This window comes from Xanthomonas sp. GPE 39 (genome assembly GCF_000963005.1).
Taxonomy (GTDB): Bacteria; Pseudomonadota; Gammaproteobacteria; order Xanthomonadales; family Xanthomonadaceae; genus Xanthomonas_A.
The window spans coordinates 768,119-774,941 of the sequence record NZ_JZHZ01000007.1; the positions used below are offsets into that span (position 1 = coordinate 768,119).

At 64.5% G+C, this 6,823-nt stretch carries 6 protein-coding genes, 1 tRNA gene and 1 pseudogene; all 8 read left to right on the forward strand.

Annotated features, from left to right (window positions below):
• Positions 1-88: 88 nt before the first annotated feature.
• The gene (gene fabF / locus XALGPE39_RS03355) at positions 89-1,324 is read left to right on the forward strand and encodes a beta-ketoacyl-ACP synthase II (RefSeq protein WP_045726979.1); all 1,236 of its coding nucleotides are present in this window, start codon (positions 89-91) and stop codon (positions 1,322-1,324) included.
• A gap of 166 nt (positions 1,325-1,490) precedes the next feature.
• Positions 1,491-2,840, forward strand: coding sequence for an aminodeoxychorismate synthase component I (locus XALGPE39_RS03360; RefSeq protein WP_045726980.1), 1,350 nt, complete (start codon positions 1,491-1,493; stop codon positions 2,838-2,840).
• Positions 2,841-2,898: 58 nt separating this feature from the next.
• Positions 2,899-3,978 (forward strand): endolytic transglycosylase MltG, encoded by a 1,080-nt coding sequence (gene mltG, locus XALGPE39_RS03365; RefSeq protein WP_045726981.1) that lies wholly within the window; start codon positions 2,899-2,901, stop codon positions 3,976-3,978.
• On the forward strand, positions 3,975-4,649 hold the full coding sequence (gene tmk, locus XALGPE39_RS03370) for a dTMP kinase (protein WP_045726982.1): 675 nt from the start codon (positions 3,975-3,977) through the stop codon (positions 4,647-4,649). The genes mltG and tmk overlap by 4 nt, the downstream gene beginning before the upstream one ends.
• Complete coding sequence (locus XALGPE39_RS03375) at positions 4,646-5,608, forward strand: DNA polymerase III subunit delta' (protein ID WP_045726983.1); 963 nt, start codon at positions 4,646-4,648, stop codon at positions 5,606-5,608. The genes tmk and XALGPE39_RS03375 overlap by 4 nt, the downstream gene beginning before the upstream one ends.
• Positions 5,605-5,958, forward strand: a complete 354-nt coding sequence (locus XALGPE39_RS03380) for a PilZ domain-containing protein (protein ID WP_045726984.1) — start codon at positions 5,605-5,607, stop codon at positions 5,956-5,958. Before XALGPE39_RS03375 ends, XALGPE39_RS03380 begins: the two co-directional genes overlap by 4 nt.
• A gap of 79 nt (positions 5,959-6,037) precedes the next feature.
• Positions 6,038-6,112, forward strand: a tRNA-Val gene (locus XALGPE39_RS03385).
• Positions 6,113-6,613: 501 nt separating this feature from the next.
• Positions 6,614-6,823: pseudogene (locus XALGPE39_RS15905) on the forward strand (Type IV secretion system protein virB6); the annotation flags it as partial.

The following is a 6,823-nucleotide window of genomic DNA, read 5'->3' on the forward strand; positions in this document are numbered from 1 at the left end:
TGCGTGTGACAATCCCATGGGGCCGCGCATGCGGCCCTGTGTTTTTACAGCATCAAGACCGCGCGTATCGCGGTGAGGAGATTACGCAATGAGCCGTCGCGTCGTGGTAACCGGCATGGGTATGGTGTCGCCGTTGGGCAATGATCTGGCCAGCAGTTGGGAGGGGATCGTCAATGGGCGCTCGGGCATCGGCCCGATCACGCATATCGATGCGTCTCAGTTCGCCACCCGCATCCTCGGTGAGGTCAAGGACTTCGATCCGACCAAGTTCCTGTCCGTCAAGGACGCCAAAAAGATGGATTCGTTCATCCACTACGGCGTCGCTGCCTCGTTCATGGCACTGGACGATGCCGGCCTGGAGATCACCGATGCAAATGCCGAACGCATCGGCGCCATCCTCGGTTCCGGCATTGGCGGTGTGCTCGGCATCGAAGAACAAACTCTCAAACTTCAGGAAGGTGGCCCGCGCAAGGTCTCGCCCTTCTATATCCCGAGCACCATCATCAACATGCTTCCGGGCCAGGTGAGCATCATGAGAGGGCTGAAGGGGCCGACCTTCTCGGCAGTCTCCGCCTGCGCAACTGCCAACCATTCCATCGGCACCGCGATGCGCATGGTTCAGCACGGCGATGCCGACGTGATGCTGGCTGGTGGTGCCGAGCGGGGGTCCTCGCCGACTTCGATTGCCGGCTTTTCCTCGATGCGGGCAATGTCCACTCGCAACGATGATCCCGCTGCCGCCTCGCGGCCATGGGACAAGGACCGCGACGGTTTCGTGATGGGGGATGGCGCTGGCGTGTTGGTGTTGGAAGAGTACGAACACGCCAAGGCGCGTGGCGCACGCATCTATGCCGAATTAGCGGGTTTCGGTGCCAGCTCCGATGCCTTCCACATGACCTCGCCGAGCGAAGACGGCGAAGGCGCTGCGCGCAGCATGCGTGCGGCGATGCGCGATGCCGGGCTCAATCCAGATCAGGTCGACTATCTCAATGCGCACGGCACCTCCACGCCTGCGGGCGACCTGGCCGAGACCATCGCGATGAAGCGCGCACTTGGCGATCATGCCTACAAGCTGATGGTCAGTTCGACCAAGTCGATGATCGGGCATCTGCTCGGGGCAGCGGGTGGTGTCGAGGCGATCTTCTCGGTGATGGCGCTCCACACCGGCATCATCCCGCCGACCATCAACCTGGACGAACCGGGCGAAGGCTGCGATCTGGACTACGTGCCGAACGTGGCGCGCGAGAAGAAGATCGATGTGGCGATGTCCAATGGGTTCGGCTTCGGCGGAACCAACGGAACCCTGTTGTTCAAGCGTCTTTGACGTCCCTCATCCGGGTTCGGGATCGCCGACGCGCGCGGTTAATCGCGCTTGTCGGCGCATGTCGCGATGCGGATGCGGATCGGCTACCGCAGTGAATTTCATGGCGCATCGTGCAGGCCGATGACGCGGCGCCGCGTTGCGTTTTCATTCTTCCAGCGGATTTACGATGCTGCGTACCGTTCCCCTGCCGGCTGAGATCGATCTGCTGGCTTTGCATCGCCTTGCGCCGCAGCGTTATCCGGTGTTGCTGGAGTCGGCGGCCTCGGGCACCGCGCAGGGGCGCTGGGATCTGTTGCTGGTCGCTGACGGCCAGGGCTTGCGTCTGGATCGCGATGGTGTCACCCGCGAGCTGCATGGTGAGGTTGTCGCGGGCGATTTTCTGAGTGCGTTGGATATGCGCTGGCATGCCGAGCGCAGTGCGCGCGACGAGCCGCGTTGGCCGTTTCGCGGTGGTTGGGCGCTGTTGCTGGATTACGAACTGGCTGCGCAGGTCGAGCCGATCCTGCCGTTGCCGCAGTCCGCAGCGGCGACGCCCGCAGCGCTGGCGTTGCGTTGCCCTGCCGCCTTGCTGCGCGACCATGTCAGCGGTGATTGCGTGGCGGTGGCCGAGTCCGCGCATGCGGCGTTGTTGGATACCGTCCTCGCCGATCTACGTGCGTTGCCCGGTGCGGTGCCGGCGCCAACCTGGACCGCGCCGCTGGCGATCGAGGAAGACCCGCCGCAGCGCTTTATCGACGGGGTACGTCGCATTCTCGATTACCTGGGAGCTGGCGACGTCTTCCAGGTCAACCTGTCGCGGCGCTGGACGGCGCGCTTCGCTGCGGCGGTGGCGCCGGCGGCGCTGTATGCGCAGTTGCGTCGCGCCAACCCTGCGCCGTTTGCGGGCCTGTTCGTTGGTCATGGTCGCGCGGTGGTGAGTTCCTCGCCGGAGCGGCTGGTGTCGGTGCGCGGCGACGTGGTCGAGACCCGGCCGATTGCCGGTACCCGCGCGCGCGCGCCGGGCGACGACGCTGCCGCACGCATCCGCGAACTGGTCGGCCACCCCAAGGAGCGCGCCGAGCACGTGATGCTGATCGATCTGGAACGCAACGACCTGGGCCGGATTTGCGCGCCTGGCAGTGTCGAGGTCGACGAACTGATGACGGTGGAGAGCTATGCCCATGTGCATCACATCGTCAGCAACGTGCGTGGCCGCCTGCGCGAAGGGGTCAGCCCTGGCGAGGTGATCCGCGCCACTTTCCCGGGTGGCACCATCACCGGCTGTCCCAAGGTGCGCTGCATGCAGATCATCGCCGAACTGGAGCAAACCCCGCGCGGTGCCTATACCGGCGCGTTCGGCTGGTTGAACTGCGACGGCGACATGGATCTGAACATCTTGATCCGCACCGCCGAAGTGGAAGGTGCGCAGGTGCAATTCCGCACCGGCGCCGGCATCGTGTTCGATTCCCAGCCCGAGCGTGAACTCGATGAGACTCTGGCCAAGGCGCGTGGTCTGCTGCGTGCGCTGGAACCCTGAGTCGCTCCTGCGGCGGTACCGGACGATGCCGGCCACGCGCTATCCTGCATGTCATTGAATGCGCTTGGAGGTGGTCGTGGCCAGGGCTAGACGCGGATGTTTGATGCTAGTGGCGTCGGTGCTGGCGCTTGCGCTGCTGCTCGCTGCGGCCGGCGCATGGTGGTGGCAGAACTATCGCGCTTTTGCCGACCGCCCTCTGCAGGCGGTCCAGCCCAGCGTGGAAGTGGCGCGTGGGGCTTCGTTCAATAGCGTGCTGCGCAGGCTGCGCGATGCAGGCGTCAACCAGGGCAGTGACCTGCAATGGCAGATGTTGGCGCGCGAAATCGGTGTCGCTGGCAAGCTTAGGTTCGGCGAATACGCGCTGCAGCCGCCACTCAGCCCGCGCGCCTTGCTGCTGCGCATGCGCAAGGGGCAGGTGATCCAATATCGCTTCACCATCGTCGAGGGCTGGAACCTGCGGCAACTACGCGCGGCACTGGATGCGGCCACGCCATTGCGGCATACCACTGCCGACCTCGGCGATAACGACCTGATGGCCAAGCTCGGCCAGTCTGGCCAATCTGCCGAAGGCCGTTTTCTACCCGAGACCTATCTCTACCAGCGTGGTGACAGCGATCTGGATCTGCTGCGGCGCGCGCATACGGCGATGGACAAGGCGCTAGCCGACGCTTGGGACAGTCGTGCCGCCGACCTGTCGTTGTCATCGCCGGAGCAAGCGCTGATTCTGGCCTCGATTGTGGAGAAAGAAACCGCTCAGGCGGCCGAACGCCCGCAGATCGCCGGTGTGTTCGTGCGGCGTCTGCAACTGGGCATGAAGTTGCAGACCGATCCGAGCGTGATCTACGGTATCGGTAGCGCCTACGACGGCAACATCCGCAAACGCGATTTGGAAACCGATACGCCCTACAACACCTATACCCGCACTGGCTTGCCGCCGACCCCGATTGCCATGCCAGGGCGCGAAGCGCTGCGTGCCGCGACGCATCCTGCGCCGGGCGATAGCCTGTATTTCGTGGCGACTGGTGATGGTAGCGGTGCGCATGCGTTTTCTTCCAACTATGCCGAACACAACGCGGCGGTGGCGCGTTACCTGCAGCGTTTGCGCCAGACCCATCACGGCGCGGAGGTGAAACCATGAGCGAGGCCGTGCTGCGTCACCATCGCTTCGTCAGCCTGGAAGGCGGCGAGGGCGCCGGCAAGACCACCGCGATCAACGCGATCCGCGATTGGTTGCAGGCGCAGGGGCACGAGGTGGTGCTGACCCGCGAACCGGGCGGCACGCCGCTGGCCGAACGCATCCGCGCGCTATTGCTGGAGACCGCGCCGTCGTCGGCGTCTGCCGAGCCGCTGTCTGCCGAGACGGAACTGCTGTTGGTATTTGCCGCACGCGCCCAGCATGTGCGCGAGGTGATCCGCCCGGCGCTGCAACGTGGGGCTTATGTGGTCAGCGACCGTTTCACCGATTCCAGCTACGCCTACCAGGGCGAGGGGCGTGGCCTGGATCGCGGCTGGATCGCCGACCTGGAACGGCGTGCGGTCGGGCTGCAGCCGGGCCTGACCCTGCTGTTGGATTTGGATGTGCAGATCGGCCGTGCCCGCACCAGTGGCCGCGATCTGTGGCCGGACCGGATCGAAAGCGAGCAGGACGATTTCTTCCAGCGCGTGCGTGCCGGCTTCCGCCAGCGCGCCGCCCAGGATGCGCAGCGCTTCCGCGTCATCGACGCCAGCCAGCCGCCGCAGGCGGTGGCGCAGGCCGTTGCCGCGGCGCTGGCTGAGTGGGTGCAGGCACAACAGGAGCCTGCGCCGTGAGCGAGTTACCGCTCGCACCGTGGCAGCAGCGTGCCTACGACCAGAGTGTGGCCGCGCTCGATGCCGGTCGGCTCGGCCATGGCTTGTTGATCTGCGGGCCGGAAGGCCTCGGCAAGCGCGCGGTGGCGCTGAAACTGGCGGCGCACGTGCTCGGCCAGGGCGAGCCGGCCGCCAATCGGCGCAGCGCGCAATTGATCGCCGCTGGCACCCATCCCGACCTGCACCTGATCTCGTTCATCCCCAACCGGACCGGCGACAAATTACGCACCGAGATCGTCATCGAGCAGGTGCGCGAAATCTCGCAGAAACTCGCGCTGACCCCGCAGTACGGCATTGCCCAGGTGGTGGTGGTGGACCCGGCCGATGCGATCAACCGCGCCGCTTGCAACGCCCTGCTCAAAACCTTGGAAGAACCGCAGCCCGGTCGTTACCTGTGGCTGATCAGTGCGCAGCCAGCGCGTTTGCCGGCGACCGTCCGCAGCCGCTGCCAGCGCCTGGAGTTCAAGCTGCCGCCTGCCGAAGAGGCGATCACCTGGCTACTGGCACAGAATTTTCCGCACAAGGCCGCGCACGAGGCGCTGGAGGCGGCGCGCGGTCATCCCGGCCTGGCCGCGCACTGGTTGCGCGAGGACGGGCTGACGCTGCGCCGGCAGGTGGCTGCGGATCTGGAGCAGATCGCCGCCGGCAAGCTCGGTGCGCTGGACGCCGCACAGCGCTGGAGCGGCGATCACCTCGCCGAGCAGCGGCTTGGTCACGCCGCCGACCTGGTCTTGACGCAGGCCTCGCAGGGCGGCTTGACCGACCCGGCGCGATTGCACAAGCTGGCGACTTGGTTCGACGCAGCCAACCGCACCCGCGACCTGCTACGCACCACCGTGCGCGCCGACCTGGCGATTGCGGAACTGTTATTGACCTGGCGCGAGGGTGACCGCCCAGCCGGGAGAGAGGCGCGACGATGAGTGCGACGAGTGGACGCCAGGGCATCCTGTCCTTGGCAGTGAAAGACAAAGCGGCGCTATACAACGCCTACATGCCGTTCGTGAAGAACGGCGGCATCTTCGTTCCCACGCCCAAGCGTTACCTGCTTGGCGATGAAGTGTTCCTGTTGCTGACCCTGCCCGATTCCAGCGAGCGCTTGCCGGTGGCTGGCAAGGTGATCTGGGTGACTCCGGTCGGCGCGCAGGGGAACCGGGCTGCCGGCATTGGCGTACAACTGCCGGAAAACAGCGACGGCGAAACCATTCGAACCAAGATCGAGACTCAACTGGCCGGCACCCTCAACGCCGACAAGCCCACGATGACGATGTAGCGGTTGTGGTGTCAGGTGGCGGGGGTGTTCCGCCGTTGACGCCAGTCACCGCCACGCTATAATGCGCGGCTCGCGACACGGGCGGTTAGCTCAGCGGTAGAGCATTGCCTTCACACGGCAAGGGTCACAGGTTCGAACCCTGTACCGCCCACCAATCGAATCAATCATTTACAGTGATTCGATTGCCCTTCCAGCTCGCAGTATGGAAGACGTATTGAAAAAGCCGCCCCTCGAAAGGCGGTTTTTTTGTATCTGGGATTCACAGCGCTACGCGCTCCAAGTCAGCATGGCGGCGGGTAGTGTGATCCAGTGCCGGACTCATGAGCACGCGCTGCATCTCCAGATGCGCGTGTGTTTGACAGCTCCGGTGCAATGCCGTATCCAATAAGACAACAGTTTGCACATCGGCATCACCTGCGCATAAGGACCATGGCTTGAGCAGGCATCTCATCTCCGAATCGGTTACCTGACGCACCTGACTCTGGTCGGCTTTGGGCGCTCCATGTGGGGGCCCGGGGCGCGCCCATTGCACCAGGTTGTGCTACGCGCGCTGCACTGGTTCGGATCGTGCCAACGCCTCACTGGTATCGTCCCGCCCCACTGATCGCCCTCTTCACTCATTTCGTTTATCACTTTCAAATAAAGGCGCAAGGCCATGAGCATGTTCGATGGATCGATGAACTGGTTACATCCCCTGGCGGACATTGGCCTGGGGGATTACGTCTTCTTCCGGCTGATCAACAACTACCTCAGCAACCAGATCGACACCTTCGGTATGGACGTGATGGCGCGGGCGATGCAGTGGGTGAGCGTGATCGCGCTGACGGCCAGCACCTTCTGGGTGATGTTGCTTGGCTATCGCATC

Coding starts and splice junctions, on each gene's coding strand:
- fabF (WP_045726979.1), top strand. CDS start 89: ATGAGCCGTCGCGTCGTGGTAACCGGCATGGGTATGGTGTCGCCGTTG.
- XALGPE39_RS03360 (WP_045726980.1), top strand. CDS start 1,491: ATGCTGCGTACCGTTCCCCTGCCGGCTGAGATCGATCTGCTGGCTTTG.
- mltG (WP_045726981.1), top strand. CDS start 2,899: ATGCGCTTGGAGGTGGTCGTGGCCAGGGCTAGACGCGGATGTTTGATG.
- tmk (WP_045726982.1), top strand. CDS start 3,975: ATGAGCGAGGCCGTGCTGCGTCACCATCGCTTCGTCAGCCTGGAAGGC.
- XALGPE39_RS03380 (WP_045726984.1), top strand. CDS start 5,605: ATGAGTGCGACGAGTGGACGCCAGGGCATCCTGTCCTTGGCAGTGAAA.